Origin of the sequence: Phenylobacterium sp., assembly GCF_016124325.1 — a bacterium.
GTDB lineage: Bacteria > Pseudomonadota > Alphaproteobacteria > Caulobacterales > Caulobacteraceae > Phenylobacterium.
Window position 1 is genome coordinate 49,622 of sequence record NZ_WGNY01000024.1, and the last position, 17,639, is coordinate 67,260.

Genomic DNA, 17,639 nt, shown 5'->3' on the forward strand with positions numbered 1-17,639 from the left:
ATCGGAGGCGTCCGCCGCCGTCACGCCGGCATGGGGCAGTCCCGGTGGCCTACTCGGGCGTCCAGGGTTCGAGACCGCCGTCCTTCAGCGCCAGCACCCGATCCATATGGCGGGCGAGCTCGAAGTTGTGGGTGGCGACCAGGGCGGCGACGCCCTGGCTGCGCGCCAGGGCATAGAGGCTGTCGAACACGGCGCCTGAGGTCTGCGGGTCCAAGTTGCCCGTCGGCTCGTCGGCCAGCAGCAGGCGCGGCGAATTAGCCAGGGCGCGCGCCACGGCCACCCGCTGCTGCTCGCCGCCCGAGAGCTGGGCCGGCTGGTGATGCGTGCGGTCCTTGAGGCCCAGTTCGCCCAGCAGGTCGCGGGCGCGCGCCTCGGCGGCCTTGCGGGAGGCGCCGGCGATCATCAGCGGGATCGCCACGTTGTCGAGGGCCGAGAACTCGGGCAGCAGGTGGTGGAACTGGTAGACGAAGCCGATCTTCGCCAGCCGCACGCGGGTGCGTTCGCGCTCGGGCAGGCCGGAGCAGTCGGTCCCGAGGATCGAGATGCGCCCGGCGTTCGGATGCTCCAGCAGGCCCGCGGCGTGCAGCAGGCTCGACTTGCCCGATCCCGAGGGGCCGACCAAACCCACGATCTCGCCGGGGTTCAGCGTCAGGTCGACGCCCTTCAGCACGGTCAGCGCGCCGGCCGCGGTGACGTAGGTGCGCTCCAGGCCCCGGATCGCGAGGACGGGCTCACTCATAGCGCAGCGCCTCGACCGGATCGACGCGCGAGGCCTGCCAGGCCGGCAGGAGCGTCGCGGCGAAACTCATCCCCAGCGACCAGGCCAGGATGCCGGCCACCTCCACCCAGTCGATCTTCGCCGGGATGTGGGACAGGTAGTAGACGTCGGACGAGAACACCGCCTGGCCCGTCACCCACTCCACAAGGTCCTGGATGGGGCTGATGTAGATGCAGAACAGTGCGCCCAGGATCAGGCCGGTGAGCGTGCCCAGCGCGCCCACGCTGGCGCCCGCCATGAAGAAGATGCGCATGATCGCGCCCTGCCCGGCCCCGATGGTGCGCAGGATGGCGATGTCGCGGCCCTTGTTCTTCACGAGCATGACGAGGCCCGAGATCACGTTGAGCGCGGCGATCACCACCAGGAGCATGAGGATCAGTCGCATGACGTTGCGCTCGACCTTCAGGGCGCCCCAGAAGGAGGCGTCGCGCTGCGTCCAGTCGGTGACGAGGGCGGCGGGCCCTGCGGCCTTGGCGATAGCGGCCCTCATGGCCGGGGCCCGGTCGGGATCCTTCACCCGCACCTCGATGGCGTCGGCGGTGTCCTCCCGCCCGAAGAAGAGCTGGGCCTGAGCTAGGGGCATGTAGATGTAGGCCTGGTCGTACTGGCTCATCCCCACCGAGAAGGTGGCTCCGACCGTGTAGGCCTTCTGCAGCGGCGTGCCGCCGAAAGCCGTTGCGCCGCCGGAGGGGGAGATCAGGGTGATGACGTCGCCGACGCGGAGACCGAGGGACTCCGCCAGCCGTTGTCCGACCACCACGGTGTCGCCGCCGTACTCGCCCACGCCATAGCCCTTGAGGTCGCCCGCCGACACGTTGTCGGCCACCAGGGGCGTGCCCTTCAGGTCCGCCGGACTGATCCCGCGCACGATGGCGCCCGTGATCTGGCTAGGGCCGATCGCGATGGCCTGGGCCTCGATGATCGGCGCGGCCTGGATGACGCCCGGAACCTTCAGGATGCGCTTGGCGGCGAGGTCGCGCTCCGGCCCGTCCAGCACGCCGCCCGAGACGAAGATGTGGCCCTGGAATCCAAGGATCCGGCCGAGCAGTTCGGTGCGGAAGCCGTTCATCACCGACATGACGATGATCAGTACGGCGACCGCGAGCGCGATGCCGACATAGGCGATGGCGGCGATCAGGGCGACCCAGCCCTCGCTGCGCTTGGGCCGCAGGTAGCGGATGGCGAGCATCCGCTCCCAGAGACCGAAGGGCGGCGCGCGGCGGCCGGTGACGGCTTGCGCCTCGCTCACCCGGCGATGGCCTTGAGCGCGGCCTCGAGCGGCACGGTCTGGCGCTCGCCGCCGGCGCGGCGTTTCAGCTCCACCACGCCGTCGGCCACGCCCTTGGGCCCGACGATGACCTGCCAGGGGATGCCCACGAGATCGGTGGCGGCGAACTTGGCGCCCGGACGGTCGTCGCGGTCGTCGTACAGCGGATCCAGGCCTAGCTCGCCCAGCGCCCGGTAGGCCTTCTCCGAGACCTCATCGCAGCCGGCGTCGCCGGGCCGCAGGTTGAGCACCGCCGCGCCGAAGGGCGCCACGCTGTCGGGCCAGATGATGCCGGCGTCGTCGTGGCTGGCCTCGATGATCGCGCCGGCCAGGCGCGAGACGCCCACGCCGTACGAGCCCATCTGCACGGGCCCATCCTTGCCGTCAGGGCCCGTCACATTTGCCTTCATCGGCCTCGAGTACTTCTCGCCAAAATAGAAGATGTGGCCGACCTCAATGCCTCGGGCCGTCATCCGCTTGTCCTCGGGCATCGCCTCGAAGCGGGCCGCGTCGTGCATCTCGTCCGAGGCCGCGTAGAGGCTGGTGCGGCGCGACACCTCGGGCTCCAGGTCGCCCTCCCAGTCGATGTCGGGACCGGGCGCGCCCATCTCCACGAGGTCGCGGTGAGCGAACACCTGGCTCTCGCCGGTGTCGGCCAGGATCATGAACTCGTGGCTCATGTCGCCGCCGATGGGGCCGGGATCGGCCTTCACGGGGATCGCCTTGAGGCCCAGCCGCGCATAGACGTTGAGGTAGGCCAGGAACATCCGGTTGTACGAGCGGCGCGCGCCAGCCTCGTCGACGTCGAACGAATAGGCGTCCTTCATCAGGAACTCGCGCCCGCGCATGACCCCGAAGCGGGGGCGGCGCTCGTCGCGGAACTTCCACTGGATGTTGTAAAGATTCTTCGGCAAGTCCTTGTACGACTTGACGTAGCTACGGAAGATGTCGGTCACGACCTCCTCCGCCGTGGGACCGTACAGGAGGTCGCGCTTGTGGCGGTCGGTGATGCGCAGCATCTCCTCGCCGTAGTCGTCGTACCGGCCGCTCTCGCGCCACAGGTCGGCGAGTTGCAGCGTGGGCATCAGGATCTCGACCGCGCCGGCGCGGTTCATCTCCTCGCGCACGATCTGCTCGATCTTCTTCAGCACCTTCAGGCCCAGCGGCAGCCAGGCGTAGATCCCCGCGGCCTCCTGGCGGATCAGGCCGGCGCGCAGCATGAGCTGGTGCGACACGATCTGCGCGTCGGCGGGCGCCTCGCGAAGCGTGGGCATGAAGTATCGCGAAAGGCGCATAGGGATTCCGTCAGTGGTGGCGAAGGCGCCCTGATACCCTTGGCGCGAGAACCTTGGCAACGATGAGGCGCGGGCGCCGGTTCCCGGAGCCTACTGCGGGCCGCCCGGCACCTGCGGCAGCGGCACCCAGCCCAGGAACACCACCAGCCAGATCACCGCGAAGATGATCGCCGACACCCAGGTGGTGGTGATGAACTTTCGCTTGAGCTTCGGGTCCACCGGCGCGCCGGGATCGCCGCCGTCGCCCTTGTCGATGCCGGCCTCGGCATGGCTGACCACGCCGATCGGCAGGACGGCGAACAGCACGGTCCACCAGACGACGAAATAGACCGCGATCGACGTGCCGATACCCATCAGTGGGCTCCTTTCGGCGTTTCCATCAGTTCTACCAGCACCCCGCCCATGTTCTTCGGGTGGACGAAGATCACCGGCACGCCGTGGGCCCCGATGCGCGGCTTGCCGCCATTGAGCACGGTCGCCCCCTTCGCCACTAGGTCGTCGCGGGCGGCCTCGATGTTTTCGACCTCGAAGCAGATGTGGTGCTGGCCGCCGGCCGGGTTCTTCTCAAGGAAATTCGTCAGCGGTGAGGCGTCGCCGTAGGGTTCGATCAGTTCGATCTGGCTGTTCGGGACGTCGACGAAACAGACCCACACCCCCTGCTCGGGCATGGCGAACTTCTCGCCGATCTTCGTCGCGCCCAGGACGTCGCGGTAGAGCGCCACGGACTGCTCGATCGAGGGCGTCGCCACCCCCACATGGTTCAACTTGCCGATCATGGGCGCGGTATACGCCCGCCCGCGCCGAAGCGCGAGATCACGCTGCGGAACTGGACTGCGGCTCAGGCGCACGCGCCACGCCGCCCATGCCGTCCGACGCGAAGACGACACCTCTGGCGAGGAAGTCGGCGATCCGTTCCGGCGTGACGCCAAAGTCGGCCAGCACCTCGGCCGTGTGTTCGCCCACGTCCGGCGTCGGGCGGGTGAAGGCGCCAGCCGTGCGCCGGAAATCCGCATAGGCCCGCGGCCCGACGATCGGCCCGATGCGTCGATGTTCCCAGTGCTGGAAGAAGTCGTTCTCGTTGAGCCACGGATCGTCGAGGGCCTCCGGTCCCCGAAGCGCCGGGGCGGCGGCGACGCCCTCGGCCAACAGGGCGTCCAGCGCCGCGTCGCGCCCGAGGCCGGCGAACGCCGCCTCGAGCCGCTCGGCAAGGTCGCCGACACGCGGCGCAAGCAGCGCGCGTTCGCCCAGATCGATCCCCAGGGCGCGACCGAGCCCGGCGGCCTCGGCCTCGGTTTCGCAGACGATCCCCAGCCATCCGTCGGCGCAGGCGTAATATCGGTGCAGCGCCCGCACGCCCAGGCAATCGACCCCGCCGACGTCGTTCGGCGGGCGGTCCTCGTAGGTGACCATCTCGCCCAGTTGGAACAGCAGGCTCTGCGCCAGCAGGCTGGTGACGATCTCCTGGCCCTCGCCCGTCCGCTCGCGAGCGTTCAAGGCTGCGATCACCGAGGCGGTCACCACGCCCGCCGTCGCCACGTCGTTGACCGGGATCGTGTAGAGGATGGGCGGCCCCTCCCCACCCTGGGCCGCCATCATGCCACCCTCGGCCTGCATGAGCGGATCGAACCCAGGCAGTGGCGCGCGCTCACCCTTCTCGCCGTAGGCGTTGACCGAGCACGAGATGATCCGCGGGTTCACCGCACGAAGGGCTTCGTAGTCGATCCCCAGGCGGCTCCGGACGCCCCAGCGGTAGTTGTCGATGACCACGTCGGCCTGCTTGGCCATCTCCAGGAACAGTTCGCGCGCGCCGGGCTTGCGCAGGTCGAGCCCCAGCCCTCGGCCGCCGCGGTTGTAGGTCTGGAACCCGGCGAGGTCCGAGCGGAATGGGTCGGCCTCGGGCGGCTCCACCTTGATCACCTCGGCGCCCAGGTCGGCCAGGATGCCCCCCGCATAGGCCCCGGCGATCACCGTGCCGAGGTTCAGCACGCGCACGCCCGCGAGCGGCCCGCCGTTCGCCGACGGCCCCTCGGCCCGCGCGGGCCGAGCCTCCCACTCCGGCGGCGACGCCGCCGCCTCCGGAAGGCCGCGGACCGACGGTGGATCGTTTCGCAGCAGGGCCGGCGGCGCCGGCATGTCGACACGGCCGAGGTGCGGGTGGCCGAACGACAGACGCATCCCGCCCGCCGCCACCGGCTCGCCCGCGAACCAGGCCTCGCGATGGCGCACCGGCGCGCAAGGCACGTCGTTGGCCTGCAGCGCCTCCAGCCATTCGTCTCGCGTGCGGGTGGCGAACATCTCGATCAGCAGGTCGCGCGCCGCCAGCATGTCGGTTTCGAGGGCGTCGAAGGCGTCGTCGAGGCCCAGGACCTCGAAGGCCTTGCGGTAGAAGTTGGTGAACAGGGTGCCGAGGAAGAACCACTCGCCGTCCGCGCACTGATAGAGGCGATAGCGCGGGTTGGCCCCCTGGGGGATGCCGCGCGGGATCGGCGGGTTGTTGAAGGCCTTGGCGAGGCCATTCACCTCCGACGCCCCGTGCAGGCCGCTGACGACGACGGGCTGTCCGCGGCCACTGGTCGAGCGTTCGTAGAGCGCCGCGCCGATCGCCGCGGCGCCCATGACCGCCTGGCCGTACCAGAGCAGCGGCAGGACCAGATGGATCGGCGCATCGGAATCCGCGCCCTGGCGGAAGGCGGAGGTGGAGATCGCCGAGAGCAGGCTGTGATGCGGCGGAAGCTGGCTCCATCGCCCGCTCGTGCCATAGGGCGGCATCCAGGCGTGGACGAGGCCAGGGTGTTCGGCGCTCAGCGTCGCGCCGTCGAGGCCCATCGCCTCCAGTCGGCCCGGCGCATGATCGAAGATCGCCACGTCAGCGCCGGCGATCAGGCGTTTCGCGGCCGCCAGGCCGTCCGGCGCATCCAGATCGAGGGTGACCACCTGCTTGTTGCGGTTCCACGCCAGGTAGCCGGGGTGGTCCTTCAGACGGTCGCCGCCGGGCGGCTCGACCTTGACGACCTCGGCCTCGAAGTCGCCCAGCAGCATGGCGGCCATCGGGCCGGCGACGCCCTGACTGAAATCGGCGATGCGGACGCCGCGGTAAGCGGACATGTCGGGCGGCCTCCCTTGCCGGGGCGGCGCGGTTCCCGCGTCTCGCCGGACATCATCAAACCGATCCTTCCAACGCTCGGCAAGCGCCTGGGCGTGTTAGCCTGCCGGAAAGACGGGAGGAGACGATCATGCGAACTGCGACCCTGGGCCCGCTGGGCGCCGTCAGCCGGCTGACCTTGGGCGGCGGCATCGGCCAGATCTGGGGCGAAACGACCCACGAGGAGGCTCTGGCCACCGTCCACGCCGCCGTGGACGCCGGCGTCACGCTGATCGACTGCGCGCCGATGTACCGCAACGCCGAGGCCTTCGTCGGCGAGGCCTTCGGCGGCCGTCCGCCCGCGGGCGTGCGTTTCACCACCAAGTGCCAGCTCGGCTCACCGGCGCCGGGCCAGGCTGGCGACATCCTCGCCGCCTCGCTGGAGTCCAGCCTGCAGGCCATGCGCCTGGAACGGATGGACGTCTTCTTCCTGCACTCCAATATCCATGTCGACGGGTTCGAGTACGCCCACGGCGGCGCCAGCCGCGACCGCTTCTCCACGGCCCTGTCGATCTACCTTCACGAGGTGGTCCCGGCGATGGAGCGGCTGAAGGCCCAGGGCAAGCTGGCGGCGTGGGGGATCACCGGCATCGGCGTACCGACGGCCGTGCTCGAAGCGATCGACCACGCCCCCCGCCCGCAGGTGGTCCAGGCCATCGCCAATCTGATGGACAGCCCCGGCGCGCTGAAGCGCTACGCCGAGCCGGCACGGCCCCGCGACGTGGCCGCCGCCGCCAAGGCCGCCGGCTGCGGCGTCATGGGCATCCGCGCCGTTCAGGCCGGGGCGCTGACCGCCGCCGTCGACCGAGAGCTTTCGCCCAACAGCCCCGACCGCGCCGACTACGACCGCGCCGCGCCCTTCCGCGCGCTCTGCGCGAAATGGGGTCAGGACCCGGCCTATGCGGCCCATCGCTACGCGCTCTCCATGCCCAACATCGACACGGTCGTTCTGGGCGTAAAGAACCGCGACGAGTTGGCCATGTGCGTGAAGGCCGAGGCGGATGGCCCCTATTCGGCGGAGGAGATGGCCGAGATCGACGGGCTGGGGCTGGCCCCGGCCTAGATCCTGAGCACCGTCGTCTCGACAACCGGTCGTCGGCCCCAGATCCGCTGGCTGGCCTTCTTCACGGCGCGCGACATGGCCGTCTCGATGTTCTCGTCGAGCTCCAGGTCGTCGCCCTTCAGGCGCTTCAGCGCCTGTTCGGCCTCGTCGGCGAGATCGTCCAGCACCTCGTCCAGCGGATAGTCCTCGTCGGTCGGCAGGCCCAGGGCGCGCACCTGCGGCCCGGAGACCACCCGCCCGCGCCCGTCCAACGCCACCGACACGGCCACGACGCCGTTGAAGGCGGCGTGGCGGCGCTCGCGCAGCGCCTCGCCGTTCTCCGGCGTCAGGACTCCCGCGTCGACGAACAGGCGGCCCGCCGGCACCTCGTCGATCACCTCCGCGCGGCCCGGAGCCAGGCGCACCATGTCGCCGTTGCGGGGCGTCACCTGCTGCGGCACCTGCAGATCGCGGGCGAAGGCGGCGTGTTCGAGCAGGTGCCGGCGCTCGCCGTGGGTCGGCACGGCGATCTGCGGCCGCGCCCAGCTGTACATCTCGGCCAGTTCGTCGCGGCACGGGTGGCCGGAGACGTGGATGCCGGGATGGTCCCGCTCCGTGTAGAGCCGCACGCCGCGCTCGGTCAGCTTGTTCTGTAGGTTGCGGATGGCGATCTCGTTCCCCGGGATCACCCGCGACGAGAAGATGCAGGCGTCGCCGGCGCCCAGGTTCACGTGCGGATGGGTGCCGTCGGCGATCCGAGCCAGAGCCGCGCGCGGCTCTCCCTGGCTGCCGGTGCAGAGATAGAGGATCGCTTCCGGCGGGAAGTAGCCCGCCTCGCTCTCGCTGACGAAGGGCTTGAGGTCCTCCATCAGGCCCACCGACTTGGCCGCCGCGGCCATGCGCAGCATGGACCGGCCAACCAGGCAGACGCGCCGGCCGTTGGCTTCCGCCGCTCGGATGATGCTGTCCATCCGCGCCACGTTCGAGGCGAAGCAGGCGACCGCCACCTTGCCCTTTAGGCTGCCGATCAGCGGGATCAGCGCGGTGCGGACATCGGCTTCCGAGCCGGCGTGGCCGTCGACGAAGACGTTGGTGGAGTCGCAGACCATCGCCAGCACGCCCTCGTCGCCCAGGCGGCGGATCGTCTCGACGTCGGTGGTGGCCCCAAGCAGCGGGTCGGGATCGATCTTCCAGTCGCCGGTGTGGAGGATGGTCCCGAGCGGCGTGCGGATCGACAGGCCATTCGGCTCGGGGATCGAGTGGGTGAGCGTGATCAGGTTGAGCTTGAAGGGTCCGAGTTCGATCTCCCCGCCCAGCGGCACCTCGGTGATCTCGGCCTCGTCCAGCAGGTCGGCCTCGCGCAGCTTCTCGCGCAGGATGAAGGCGGTGAACGGCGTGGCGTAGATCGGCGCCTTCAGCCGCGGCCACAGCCAGGCGACGGCGCCGATGTGGTCCTCGTGGGCGTGGGTGAGCACGATGCCCAGGATGCGGTCGGCGTATTCCTCGATGAACGCCGGGTCGGGCAGGATCACGTCGACCCCCGGCGTCGTCTGGTCGCCGAAGGTGACGCCCAGGTCGACCACGATCCAGCGCCGGTCGTGCGCCGGCCCGAAGCCGTAGAGGTTGAAGTTCATCCCGATCTCGTTCGACCCGCCCAGCGGCAGGAAGACGAGCTCGTCGTTCTTGGATTTCGCCATCAGGCCTTCTTCTTGTTCCGCCGCCAGATTTCGAGCATGCCGCGGATGGTCAGGTCGGGGTCGAAGTGATCGATGCTGGTCGTGGCGCCGTGGAACAGCGAGGCGACGCCCCCCGTGGCGATCACCGTGAGATCCTCTTCCCGCTCGGCCTTGATGCGCGCGATGAGGCCCTCGATCAGCGCTATATAGCCCCAAAACACGCCCGATTGCATGGCGCCGACCGTATCGGTGCCGACGACGCGCTGGGGTTTCTGGATGGCCACGCGCGGCAGCTTGGCCGCGGCGTTGTGGAGCGCCTCCATCGACAGGTTGATGCCCGGCGCGATCACGCCGCCCTCGAACCCGCCGTCGGCGGCCACGACGTCGAAGGTGGTGGCGGTGCCGGAGTCGATCACGATCAGCGGCCCCTTGTAAGCCGCGTGCGCGCCCAGCGCGTTCACAAGGCGGTCGGCGCCGGCCTCGGACGGCTTGTCGATCCGCACCGGGATGCCCAGGTCGACGTTCTCGCCGATCACCAGGGGCTCCACCTGCAGATAGCGTCGGGCGAGGTTACGCAGATTGAAGATCGACTGCGGCACCACGCTGGAGATGATGCAGCCTTCGAAGCCGTGCAGCGTCAGGCCGGCCATGCCCAGCAGTTGCGAAAGCCACACGGCGTATTCGTCGGCGGTGCGGGTGGAATCGGTGCCGGCCCGCCACTGCGCCGTCCACTGGTCGCCGTCGTGCACGGCGAAGAGCGTGTTGGTGTTGCCCTGTTCGATCGCCAGCAGCATGTCTCAAGCGTCTCCGAAGAAAACGTCGCCCGCCGTTATCCGCTCCAGGCCGCCCCCGTCCAGCCGCAGCCGCAATGCCCCGTCGGGATCGAGGCCTTCGGCGACGCCTGTGAGGGTCTTGTGCGGCAGCCGCGCTTCGCAGCGCGCGCCCAGGCCCGTCGCGCGCGCCGACCAGCCGTCCGCAATGGCGGCGAAGCCCTGCATCGCCCAGGCCGCCCGCCAGCGCTCGAAGGCCGCGGCGAGCACGTCGAGGGCGGCCCGCGGCTCGGGCGGCGGACCGGCCATGTGATCGGCAAAGGCGGTCGCCGGCCGTTCGACGTCGGTGGGCGCATGCGCCAGGTTGATCCCGATCCCGACCGCCAGCCACAACCGACCGTCGGAACGGGTTCCGGACTCCACCAGTATGCCGACCGCCTTGCGGCCATGGATCAGCACATCGTTGGGCCACTTCAGCCGCGCCACGCCGGCGCCAAGGCAGGCGTCGGCCAGATCGCACGCCGCCAGCGCCGCCACGAACGAAAGCTGCGCCGCCTCGCCCGGCGGCCGGTCGGTGGTGGTCAGCAGGGTGGCCGCGAGATTGCCGCGCTTGGTGGACCAGGCCCGTCCCCGGCGCCCCCGGCCAGCGGTCTGCACCGCCGCCGTGATCCAGACGGGCCCCGCTTCCCCCGCCTCGGCGCGGCGACGCGCCTCGGCGTTGGTGGAGTCGAGCTCGTCGTAGGCTTCGATCGGCGGGATCATCCTCTCCCCTCTCGGCTTGGCGGGGGGAGAGGCCCCCTCACACCAGTCCGAAGGCCTGGGCCGCGCGCTCGGCGGCCGGGCTGAGCCAGCCGAGGGCCACGATCACGACCGGGAAGGCGAACAGCGCCGCGACCAGAGCGATGGCGTTGGCCTCGACCGGCGGCTTGTCGACCGCGCCGGGGCTGCCGTCGAACCAGATCGCCTTGATCAGGCGCAGGTAATAGAACGCCGCCACGACCGACCCGACGAGGCCGGCCACGGCCGGGCCCCAGAGGCCCGCGTCCAGCGCCGCCTTGAAGACGAACACCTTGGCGAAGAAGCCCGAGAACGGCGGCAGGCCGAGGGCCGACAGCGAGAACACCGTCATGGCCATGGCGATGGCCGGCTTCTCCTTGATGAGCCCGGCCATGTCGTCGATCGTCTCCATCGCCCGGCCCTGGCGCGACAGCGCCGCGAGGCAGGCGAAGAAGCCCGTCACGTCGATCATGTAGAGGATCATGAAGACCAGCATGGCCTGGACGCCTTCCGACGTGCCCGAGGCCAGGCCCAGCACCGCGTAGCCGATGTTGGCGATCGAGGAATAGGCCCAGAGCCGCTTAAGGTTCTTCTGCACGAGGCCCGCGAAGGCGCCGACCGCCACCGAGATCAGGGCGATGGCCACCAGCACCTGTTGCCACTGTTCCGAGGCGCCGGCGAAGGCGTTGGCCAGGACGCGGGCGAACAGCACCATCGCGGCCAGCTTGGGCGCGGCGGCGAAGAAGGCCACGACCGGGGTCGGCGCACCTTCATAGACGTCGGGCGTCCACATGTGGAACGGCGCGGCCGAGACCTTGAAGGCGATGCCGCAGATCAGGAACACCAGGCCGAACAGCAGGCCGGTGTTGGCGCCGCCGGCCGCCGCCTTGGCGATCTCGGGGAACAGCGTGGAGCCGGCGAAGCCGTAGATCAGGCTCGCGCCGTAGAGCAGCAGGCCCGACGAGAGCGCGCCCAGCACGAAATACTTCAGGCCCGCCTCGGAGGCCTTGGCGTTGTCGCGGTGCATCGCGGCCAGCACATAGAGCGCCAGCGAGTGCAGCTCGACGCCGACGTAGAGCGAGATCAGATCGCCGGACGAGGCCATCATGCCCATGCCGAGCGCGGCCAGCAGGATCAGCACTGGGAACTCGAAGCTGCGCACGCCGCGGCGGGCGAACCAGGGCTGGCCCAGCGGAATGGCCACGGCCGAGGCGAGATAGATCGCCACCTTGGCGAAGGTGGCTCCGGCGTCCGAGATCAGGCCGCCCGCGAAGGCGGTCCCGAACGGCTGGGTCGCCGAAGCATAGGCCGCCGCCAGCAGCACGAGCACGGCCGCGCCGCCGACCAGCGCGGTCTGCTTCGGTGCGAAGGCGCCCACGACCAGCAGGGTCAGCGCGCCCAGGGCCAGGACGATCTCGGGATAGGCGTAGGCCAGGTCTTGGGAGAGCGTCATGCGCTTAGGCCCCGATCGCCGCCTGGTAGACCCGCACGAGCTGGTCCACCGACGAGGCGGTCAGGTTGAACACGGAGTTGGGCTGAACGCCCATGAACAGGGTCGCCACGATCAGCGGGGCGAAGATCACGATCTCGCGCCAGTCCAGATCGGTGATGGTTTCCAGCTTGGGGTTCTCGATCGTCCCGAACACCACGCGGCGGTACAGCGTCAGCATGTAGACCGCCGAGAGGATCACGCCGGTGGCCGCCAGGATCGCCGTCCAGGTCGAGGCCTTGTAGGCGCCGGTCATCGAGAGAATCTCGCCGACGAAGCCGGAGGTGCCCGGCAGGCCCACATTGCCCATGGAGAACAGCATGAAGACGGCGGCGTACCACGGCATGCGGTTCACCAGCCCGCCGTAGAACGCGATCTCGCGGGTGTGCATGCGGTCGTAGATCACGCCGACGCAGAGGAAGAGCGCGCCCGAGATCACCCCGTGGGAGAGCATCTGGTAGATGGCCCCCTGCTCGCCCTGAACGTTGCCCGAGAAGATGCCCATGGTGACGAGGCCCATGTGGGCCACCGACGAGTAGGCGATCAGCTTCTTCACATCGACCTGACGGAAGGCGACCAGCGAGGTGTAGATCACCGCGATGACGCTGAGCGCGAACACCAGCGGCGTGAACATCTCCGACGCATTGGGGAACATCGGCAGGCTGAAGCGCAGGAAGCCGTAGCCCCCCATCTTCAGCAGGATCCCCGCCAGGATGACCGAACCGGCCGTCGGCGCCTCGACGTGGGCGTCGGGAAGCCAGGTGTGAACCGGCCACATCGGCATCTTCACCGCGAACGACGCGAAGAAGGCCAGCCAAAGCCAGGTCTGAACCGCCGGGTCGAAGTGATAGGCCATCAGCTCGGGGATCGAGCTGGTGTGCGTGGTCCCGATCATGAACAGGATCGCGGCCAGCATCAGAACCGAGCCCAGCAGGGTGTAGAGGAAGAACTTGAAGGCGGCGTAGACACGCCGCGCGCCGCCCCAGATGCCGATGATCAGGAACATCGGGACCAGGCCGAACTCGAAGAAGATGTAGAAGACCACGAGGTCCAGCGCGCAGAAGACGCCGGTGACCAAGGTCTCCAGGATCAGGAACGCGATCAGGTATTCCAGCACCCGGCTCTTGATCGTGTTCCACGAGGCGATGATGCACAGCGGCATCAGGAAGGCGTTCAGGAGGACGAACAGCACCGAGATGCCGTCGACGCCCATGCGGTAGTAGAGGCCGCCGAACCAGGGCGTCTCTTCCAGGAACTGGAAGCCCGGATCGTTCGGGTTGAACTGGGCGACCAGCAGCACCGACAGGGCGAAGGTGGCCAGCGTGGTGACGAGGGCGATCCACTTGGACGCCTCGATGGTCTTGGGATCGTCCGGCTTGCCCAGGCAGCGCAGCGCCAGGATGCCCGCCACGCCCAGCAGGGGGGCGAAGGTGACGAAGGAGAGGATCGGCATTTCGGTCGTCTCCCTCAGGCGGACCAGGCCACGAGGGCGTAGGTCAGCAGACCCGCCACCCCGAGCAGCATCACGAAGGCGTAGTGGTAGACGTAGCCCGACTGCAGCCGGCCGGCGCCTTTGCCGACCTTGACCGAGAGCGCCGAGACGCCGTCAGGCCCGAAGCCGTCGATGACCTTCTGGTCGCCGCCCTTCCAGAACAGGTCGCCCAGGACCTTCGCCGCGCGGACGAAGGTGGCCTGATAGAGTTCGTCGAAGAACCACTTGTTGTAGAAGAAGGTGTAGAGCGGCCCGCCCTTGGCGGCGAGGCGCGCGCCCAGGCCTTCCTTCACCAGATACATCCAGGCCGCGTAGCCCAGGCCCAGCAGCGTGGCGATCAGCGGCGCGAGAGTCACCAGCAGGGGCGCCTCATGGTGCTCCAGGATGTGGTTCGTCGGGGCGTTGAAGATCGCGCCGCGCCAGAACTCGTGCTGCTCGTGGCCGATGAACTGGCCCTCGAAGAACCAGCCCGAGAAGATCGCGCCGATCGACAGCACGACCAGCGGGACCAGCATCGTCCAGGGGCTCTCGTGCGGCTTGTGCTCGTGGCCGCCGTGGTCGGGCTCCTGGTGGGCGTCGTCATGCGCCGCGGCGTGGCCGTGATCGTCGCCGTGGGCGTGGTCGCGGTTGTGCCAGTGGTGCTCGAGGTCCTCGGAGGTCCAGCGGGCGTGGCCGTTGAAGGTGAAGAAGGCGACGCGCCACGAGTAGAAGGCCGTCAGGCCGGCGACGAACACGCCGATCACCCAGGCGAAGTAGCCCAGCGGATCGCCCGCCTCGCCCAGCGTGAAGCCGGCGTGGATGATCGAGTCCTTCGAGTAGAAGCCCGCGAAGCCGATCTCCAGGCCGGGGATGCCCAGGCCGGTGATGGCGATGGTGCCGGCGATCATCACCAGCGCCGTGATCTTCATGTACTTCCACAGCCCGCCATAGCGGCGCATGTCCTGCTCGTGGGCCATCCCGTGGATCACCGAGCCGGCGCCCAGGAACAGCAGCGCCTTGAAGAAGGCGTGGGTGAACAGGTGGAACATGCCGGCCTGGTAGGCGCCGACGCCGGCGGCCATGAACATGTAGCCGAGCTGTGAACAGGTCGAGTAGGCGATCACCCGCTTGATGTCGTTCTGCGTCAGGCCGACCGTGGCGGCGAACAGGGCCGTCACCGCGCCGATCACCACCACGATGTGCTTGGCCACCGGGGCGTATTCGAACATCGGCGACAGCAGGCAGACCATGTAGACGCCGGCCGTCACCATGGTGGCCGCGTGGATCAGGGCCGAGACCGGGGTCGGGCCCTCCATGGCGTCGGGCAGCCAGGTGTGCAGGAAGAACTGGGCCGACTTGCCCATGGCGCCGACGAACAGCAGGGCGCAGGCGAGGTCGACGAGGTTGAAGCGGCCGCCGGCGAAGTCCCAACCCTGCCCCACCGCGTCCTTGATCAACGGGAACAGCTTGGCGAACTCGATGGTCCCGAAGGCCCAGAACACCGTCATGATGCCCAGCGCGAAGCCGAAGTCGCCCACCCGGTTGACCACGAAGGCCTTGATCGAGGCGGCGTTGGCCGTGGGCTTGTGGAACCAGAAGCCGATCAGCAGGTAGCTCGCCAGGCCCACGCCTTCCCAGCCGAAGAACAGCTGCATGAAGTCGGCCGCGCTGATCAGGCTCAGCATGGCGAAGGTGAAGAGCGACAGGTAGGCGAAGAACCGAGGCTTGCTCGGATCGTCGGCCATGTAACCCCAGGAATAGAGGTGCACCAGCGAGGAGACGGTGGTGACCACCACCAGCATGACCGCTGAGAGCGCGTCCAGCCGGAACGACCAGTTGGAGACGAAGTCGCCCACGTGGATGAACGGCGCGTAGGTGATGGTGAAGGGTTCGAGCCCGCCCCAGGTCCACTTCGAGAACACCACCCACGACAGGATGGCCGAGAGGAACAGGAAGCCCGTGGTGATCCCGCGGGAAAGGTTGTCGCCCAGCCGCCGGCCGAACAGGCCGGCTGCGGCCGCGCCGATCAGCGGGCCGAACAGGATGATCGTGACGAGGAGCTTGGGATCCATGAGAGGCTCAGCCCTTCATCATCGAGGCGTCGTCCACGGCGATGTCGCCGCGGTTGCGGAAGAAGGTGACGAGGATCGCCAGCCCTACGGCCGCCTCGGCGGCCGCGACGGTCAGCACGAACATCGCGAAGATCTGGCCGGTGACGTCGGCGAGGTAGGCCGAGAACGCCACCAGATTGATGTTCACGGCCAGGAGCATCAGCTCGACCGACATCAGGATGACGATGATGTTCTTCCGGTTCACGAAGATGCCGAAGACGCCGATCGTGAACAGGATCGCGGCGACCGCGAGATAGTGCGCAAGCCCGATGGTCATTCGCCGATCCCCTCGCCGGGCTTCAGATTGGCCAGCCGCATGCCGGTCTTGGGCGTGCGCAGCACCTGGTCGGCGATCACCTGACGCTTCACGCCCGGCTTGTGGCGCAGCGTCAGCACGATGGCGCCGATCATGGCCACCAGCAGCACCAGGCCGGCCGCCTGGAAGAAGTAGACGTAGTTCGTGTAGAGCACCTGGCCGATGGCCTCGGCGTTGGTCACGCCCGCCGCCACCTTGCCCGAGGCGAGCGGCGCCACGCTGTCCTTGGCCGCGCCGGCCCCGGCGACCGTGGTCGCCACCAGCACCATCTCCGCCGCCAGGATCACCGCCACCAGCATGCCCAGCGGCATGTAGCGGGCGAAGCCTTGCCGGAGCGCGGCGAAGTCGACGTCCAGCATCATGACGACGAAGAGGAAGAGCACCGCGACGGCGCCCACGTAGACCACCACCAGCAGCATGGCCAGGAACTCCGCGCCCATGAGCACGAAGAGGCCGGCCGCCGAGAAGAAGGCCAGGATGAGCCAGAGCACGGAGTGCACCGGATTGCGGGCCGAGACCACGCCGAACCCGGCGGCGATGGTCACCACGGCCATCAGGTAGAATGCGATCGCCTGCAAGGCCATTTCGGCTTCGTCGAACCCCTCAATCCCTGGTGAACGTCATCGCCCGGCTTGTTCGGGCGACCCATGAACACCGACCTCTCCGGATGCTCATGGATGGCCCGGACCAGCCGGGCCACGACAGGCGTTAGCGGCGCTTTGGAATCGCGCCGTTTCTCTATCGGTACGGTGCGTCCAGTTCCAGATTCTTCGCGATCTCGCGCTCCCACCGGTCGCCGTTATCCAGCAGGCGCTCCTTGTCGTAGTAGAGCTCCTCGCGGGTCTCGACGGCGAACTCGGTGTTCGGGCCTTCCACGATGGCGTCCACCGGGCAGGCCTCCTGGCAGAACCCGCAATAGATGCACTTCGTCATGTCGATGTCGTAGCGCGTGGTGCGCCGCGAACCGTCGGCCCGCGGCTCCGCCTCGATGGTGATCGCCTGAGCCGGGCAGATCGCCTCGCAAAGCTTGCAGGCGATGCAGCGCTCCTCCCCATTGGCATAGCGCCGCAGTGCGTGCTCGCCGCGGAAGCGCGGGCTCAGCGGACCCTTCTCGTGCGGATAGTTGAGCGTCACCTTCGGCTTGAAGAAATAGCGCAGCGTCAGCCACATGCCGGAGACCAGCTCCGTCAGCAGCACGCCCCGCATACCGCGGTCGACGAAAGCCATGATCCGTCGCCTTTCCTCGAAAACCCGTCACGATGAACCGGCACCGCCCGCGACCGGAACGGGTGTCCGGCCGGCGGCGGCGCCACCTTAACCACGAGGTCGTGACAGGCAAGCCACGACCCCGACGCAGCTCACTTCGGCAGCCAGCCGAACCCGATCAGCACGCCCGCCGTCAGGATCACCCAGCCGAGGCTGAGCGGCAGGAAGATCTTCCACCCCAGGCGCATCAGCTGGTCGTAGCGGAAGCGCGGGAAGGTCGCCCGGACCCACAGGAAGCA

General features: G+C 68.8%; 17 protein-coding genes. 1 reads left to right on the forward strand and 16 read right to left on the reverse strand.

Annotated features, from left to right (window positions below; genetic code table 11):
* Window positions 1-49: 49 nt before the first annotated feature.
* The 6 genes from GC203_RS15020 to GC203_RS15045 all read right to left on the reverse strand — a co-directional run bounded on the left by GC203_RS15020 (window position 50) and on the right by GC203_RS15045 (window position 6,445).
* Complete coding sequence (locus tag GC203_RS15020) at window positions 50-739, reverse strand: ABC transporter ATP-binding protein (RefSeq protein WP_293456009.1); 690 nt, start codon at window positions 737-739, stop codon at window positions 50-52.
* Window positions 732-1,967 (reverse strand): lipoprotein-releasing ABC transporter permease subunit, encoded by a 1,236-nt coding sequence (locus GC203_RS15025; protein WP_293456043.1) that lies wholly within the window; start codon window positions 1,965-1,967, stop codon window positions 732-734. Before GC203_RS15025 ends, GC203_RS15020 begins: the two co-directional genes overlap by 8 nt.
* A gap of 56 nt (window positions 1,968-2,023) precedes the next feature.
* Window positions 2,024-3,340 carry a proline--tRNA ligase gene (gene proS / locus GC203_RS15030; protein WP_293456012.1) on the reverse strand — a complete coding sequence of 439 codons (1,317 nt, stop codon included), beginning with the start codon at window positions 3,338-3,340 and terminating at the stop codon, window positions 2,024-2,026.
* Between the two features lie 90 nt (window positions 3,341-3,430).
* A complete protein-coding gene (locus GC203_RS15035; protein ID WP_293456015.1) occupies window positions 3,431-3,694 on the reverse strand; it encodes a DUF1467 family protein in 264 nt (87 codons plus the stop codon).
* The gene (gene mce, locus GC203_RS15040; protein ID WP_293456018.1) at window positions 3,694-4,116 is read right to left on the reverse strand and encodes a methylmalonyl-CoA epimerase; all 423 of its coding nucleotides are present in this window, start codon (window positions 4,114-4,116) and stop codon (window positions 3,694-3,696) included. The genes GC203_RS15035 and mce overlap by 1 nt, the downstream gene beginning before the upstream one ends.
* 37 nt (window positions 4,117-4,153) lie before the next feature.
* Window positions 4,154-6,445, reverse strand: a complete 2,292-nt coding sequence (locus tag GC203_RS15045) for a CoA transferase (RefSeq protein WP_293456020.1) — start codon at window positions 6,443-6,445, stop codon at window positions 4,154-4,156.
* 128 nt (window positions 6,446-6,573) lie between these two features.
* On the opposite strand from GC203_RS15045, the gene GC203_RS15050 reads away from it, so the two are divergent.
* Window positions 6,574-7,545 carry an aldo/keto reductase gene (locus GC203_RS15050; protein WP_293456022.1) on the forward strand — a complete coding sequence of 324 codons (972 nt, stop codon included), beginning with the start codon at window positions 6,574-6,576 and terminating at the stop codon, window positions 7,543-7,545.
* On the opposite strand, the gene GC203_RS15055 is transcribed toward GC203_RS15050, so the two are convergent.
* From GC203_RS15055 to GC203_RS15100, 10 genes are all read right to left on the reverse strand, one after another.
* Window positions 7,542-9,221 carry a ribonuclease J gene (locus tag GC203_RS15055; protein WP_293456024.1) on the reverse strand — a complete coding sequence of 560 codons (1,680 nt, stop codon included), beginning with the start codon at window positions 9,219-9,221 and terminating at the stop codon, window positions 7,542-7,544. The genes GC203_RS15050 and GC203_RS15055 overlap by 4 nt on opposite strands.
* Window positions 9,221-9,994 carry a type III pantothenate kinase gene (locus GC203_RS15060; RefSeq protein WP_293456026.1) on the reverse strand — a complete coding sequence of 258 codons (774 nt, stop codon included), beginning with the start codon at window positions 9,992-9,994 and terminating at the stop codon, window positions 9,221-9,223. The genes GC203_RS15055 and GC203_RS15060 overlap by 1 nt, the downstream gene beginning before the upstream one ends.
* Before the next feature lie 3 nt (window positions 9,995-9,997).
* Window positions 9,998-10,732 (reverse strand): biotin--[acetyl-CoA-carboxylase] ligase, encoded by a 735-nt coding sequence (locus tag GC203_RS15065; protein WP_293456029.1) that lies wholly within the window; start codon window positions 10,730-10,732, stop codon window positions 9,998-10,000.
* 37 nt (window positions 10,733-10,769) lie between these two features.
* Entirely contained in the window at window positions 10,770-12,200 is a 1,431-nt protein-coding gene (gene nuoN / locus GC203_RS15070; protein WP_293456031.1) for an NADH-quinone oxidoreductase subunit NuoN, read from the reverse strand.
* A 4-nt stretch (window positions 12,201-12,204) separates the two neighbouring features.
* Window positions 12,205-13,689, reverse strand: coding sequence for an NADH-quinone oxidoreductase subunit M (locus tag GC203_RS15075; RefSeq protein WP_293456034.1), 1,485 nt, complete (start codon window positions 13,687-13,689; stop codon window positions 12,205-12,207).
* A gap of 14 nt (window positions 13,690-13,703) precedes the next feature.
* The gene (gene nuoL / locus GC203_RS15080; protein ID WP_293456036.1) at window positions 13,704-15,779 is read right to left on the reverse strand and encodes an NADH-quinone oxidoreductase subunit L; all 2,076 of its coding nucleotides are present in this window, start codon (window positions 15,777-15,779) and stop codon (window positions 13,704-13,706) included.
* Window positions 15,780-15,786: 7 nt separating this feature from the next.
* Window positions 15,787-16,095 (reverse strand): NADH-quinone oxidoreductase subunit NuoK, encoded by a 309-nt coding sequence (nuoK, locus tag GC203_RS15085; protein ID WP_293456039.1) that lies wholly within the window; start codon window positions 16,093-16,095, stop codon window positions 15,787-15,789.
* Window positions 16,092-16,718: an NADH-quinone oxidoreductase subunit J gene (locus tag GC203_RS15090; protein WP_293456041.1), complete on the reverse strand. Its 627-nt coding sequence runs from the start codon at window positions 16,716-16,718 to the stop codon at window positions 16,092-16,094. Before GC203_RS15090 ends, nuoK begins: the two co-directional genes overlap by 4 nt.
* 154 nt (window positions 16,719-16,872) lie before the next feature.
* Window positions 16,873-17,361, reverse strand: coding sequence for an NADH-quinone oxidoreductase subunit NuoI (nuoI, locus tag GC203_RS15095; protein WP_366501890.1), 489 nt, complete (start codon window positions 17,359-17,361; stop codon window positions 16,873-16,875).
* A 131-nt stretch (window positions 17,362-17,492) separates the two neighbouring features.
* A partial coding sequence (locus GC203_RS15100) for an NADH-quinone oxidoreductase subunit H (RefSeq protein ID WP_293456046.1) occupies window positions 17,493-17,639 on the reverse strand: 147 nt, incomplete at its 5' end.

Bases quoted from the DNA above. Each gene is read 5' to 3' on its own strand.
- GC203_RS15020 (WP_293456009.1), bottom strand. From the start codon at position 739: ATGAGTGAGCCCGTCCTCGCGATCCGGGGCCTGGAGCGCACCTACGTC.
- GC203_RS15025 (WP_293456043.1), bottom strand. From the start codon at position 1,967: ATGCTCGCCATCCGCTACCTGCGGCCCAAGCGCAGCGAGGGCTGGGTC.
- proS (WP_293456012.1), bottom strand. From the start codon at position 3,340: ATGCGCCTTTCGCGATACTTCATGCCCACGCTTCGCGAGGCGCCCGCC.
- GC203_RS15035 (WP_293456015.1), bottom strand. From the start codon at position 3,694: ATGGGTATCGGCACGTCGATCGCGGTCTATTTCGTCGTCTGGTGGACC.
- mce (WP_293456018.1), bottom strand. From the start codon at position 4,116: ATGATCGGCAAGTTGAACCATGTGGGGGTGGCGACGCCCTCGATCGAG.
- GC203_RS15045 (WP_293456020.1), bottom strand. From the start codon at position 6,445: ATGTCCGCTTACCGCGGCGTCCGCATCGCCGATTTCAGTCAGGGCGTC.
- GC203_RS15050 (WP_293456022.1), top strand. From the start codon at position 6,574: ATGCGAACTGCGACCCTGGGCCCGCTGGGCGCCGTCAGCCGGCTGACC.
- GC203_RS15055 (WP_293456024.1), bottom strand. From the start codon at position 9,221: ATGGCGAAATCCAAGAACGACGAGCTCGTCTTCCTGCCGCTGGGCGGG.
- GC203_RS15060 (WP_293456026.1), bottom strand. From the start codon at position 9,994: ATGCTGCTGGCGATCGAACAGGGCAACACCAACACGCTCTTCGCCGTG.
- GC203_RS15065 (WP_293456029.1), bottom strand. From the start codon at position 10,732: ATGATCCCGCCGATCGAAGCCTACGACGAGCTCGACTCCACCAACGCC.
- nuoN (WP_293456031.1), bottom strand. From the start codon at position 12,200: ATGACGCTCTCCCAAGACCTGGCCTACGCCTATCCCGAGATCGTCCTG.
- GC203_RS15075 (WP_293456034.1), bottom strand. From the start codon at position 13,689: ATGCCGATCCTCTCCTTCGTCACCTTCGCCCCCCTGCTGGGCGTGGCG.
- nuoL (WP_293456036.1), bottom strand. From the start codon at position 15,779: ATGGATCCCAAGCTCCTCGTCACGATCATCCTGTTCGGCCCGCTGATC.
- nuoK (WP_293456039.1), bottom strand. From the start codon at position 16,095: ATGACCATCGGGCTTGCGCACTATCTCGCGGTCGCCGCGATCCTGTTC.
- GC203_RS15090 (WP_293456041.1), bottom strand. From the start codon at position 16,718: ATGGCCTTGCAGGCGATCGCATTCTACCTGATGGCCGTGGTGACCATC.
- nuoI (WP_366501890.1), bottom strand. From the start codon at position 17,361: ATGGCTTTCGTCGACCGCGGTATGCGGGGCGTGCTGCTGACGGAGCTG.